At 66.2% G+C, this 1,632-nt stretch carries 1 protein-coding gene and 1 pseudogene; one reads left to right on the top strand and one right to left on the bottom strand.

Going from position 1 to position 1,632, the window contains the following annotated elements:
- Positions 1-1,166, bottom strand: a 1,166-nt coding sequence (locus tag AC2VOG_RS17015) for an IS256 family transposase (RefSeq protein WP_486941030.1), incomplete at its 3' end; no start/stop codon positions are given.
- Positions 1,167-1,222: 56 nt separating this feature from the next.
- On the opposite strand from AC2VOG_RS17015, the pseudogene AC2VOG_RS17010 reads away from it, so the two are divergent.
- Positions 1,223-1,632, top strand: a pseudogene (locus AC2VOG_RS17010) (hypothetical protein); the annotation flags it as partial.

Here is a 1,632-nt window from a genome sequence, read left to right as displayed (position 1 = left end):
TCCATGGAGACATCGGAGAGATAGCGGCGGGTGACCTGCCATTCGTCGTGGGATTCGATGACCACCGCCGTCGCCAGGCGCAGGAACGCCGCGGGGTTGGGGAAGATCTCCACGACATCGGCCCGGCGCTTGATCTCCTTGTTCAACCGTTCTATGGGATTGTTCGACCAGATCTTCTGCCAGTGGGCCTTGGGGAACGCGGTGAACGCCAACACATCGGTCTTGGCCTCGCCCATCATGGCCGCGACCTTCGGAAACGAGTCGGCGAGGGTGTCAGCGACGCGGTCCCACTGGTCGGCGACCTCCTCGGGGTCGGTGTGGGCGAAGATCGTCTTGACCGCTGCGGTCACCGCGGGGGCGTGCTTGGCTGAGACCGCGGTGTGCAGGTTACGCATGAAATGCACCCGGCACCGCTGCCACGACGACCCACTGAACTGTTGGGCCACCGCAGCTTTCAAGCCCGCATGGGCATCGGAAATCACCAGGTGCACCCCGGACAGGCCACGCGCGCGCAACGAGGCCAAAAACTCCCGCCAGAACTCGAAGGATTCGCTGTCGCCGACAGCGGTGCCCAGCACCTCACGGGTTCCGTCGATCGAGACCCCGGTGGCCACCACCAGGGCCTGGGAGACCACGTGCGCCCCGACCCGCACCTTGCAGAACGTAGCGTCGCAGAACACGTACGGAAACTGCGTGTGAGCCAGGCTGCGGGTGCGAAACGCCTCGATCTCCTTATCGAGGCCGGCGCAGATCCGGGAGACCTCCGACTTGGACACCCCAGAGTCCACGCCCATCGCGGCGACCAGGTCATCGACGCTGCGCGTGGACACCCCGTGCACGTAAGCCTCCATGATCACCGCGTGCAGTGCCCTGTCGATGCGTCGGCGGCGTTCCAGCAGCGACGGGAAAAACGAGCCGGCCCGCAGCTTGGGGATGCCCACCTCGATATCGCCGGCGGTTGTGGCCACCGTCTTGGGGCGGTGCCCGTTGCGCTGCGTGCTACGCCCGCCGGTGCGCTCGTAGCGGTCGGCGCCGATCGCCTCGGTAGCCTCGGCCTCGATCAGCGCTTGCAGCCCGGCGCGGATCAGCTCGGCGAACACCGCCCCAGAGTCGGCGGACTTGAGTGCATCGAGCTGGGCCAGCAGGGCAGAATGGTTCTGGGTCATCGCGTCGTGTCCTTCGGTTGAGTCACTTTGGTCGGTAACTCACCGATCACTACGCGATGGCCCACCCCAACACCGGCACCGACACGCCCGGGACGACCTTCACCCCTGGCCGGGCCGCCTCCCGAAACCCCACCACCCCAGGGGACTTACCCGCAACACGCATCCTGTACCGGTGTGAACTGGGTAAGTCGCGTTCTGTACCTGTAGACCTGATCGATCACCCGCGCACGGTCTACCTGCGTGAGGATGCGGTGACACCTCGACTCGACGAATGGATCGCCAGTCTGGCCGATCCAGAAGACCTGGCCCGCGGTCAGGAAGTGGACCCGGGAGCCGGCAACGCCGCCTTGCTGCGCCAGCTCGGCGAGGCGAACCGCAAGGTTGCCGCTTTGATTGCCGCAGTGGAGTCCGGCGTGGCCGTCGACGACCTCACCGATGCATTGCGCCGCCGTACCGCCGAGCGCGA

This window comes from Mycobacterium sp. TH-M11, assembly GCF_057473725.1.
Note: the sequence above shows the minus strand (reverse complement) of the source record. Positions and strands in the feature narration are given on the sequence as shown.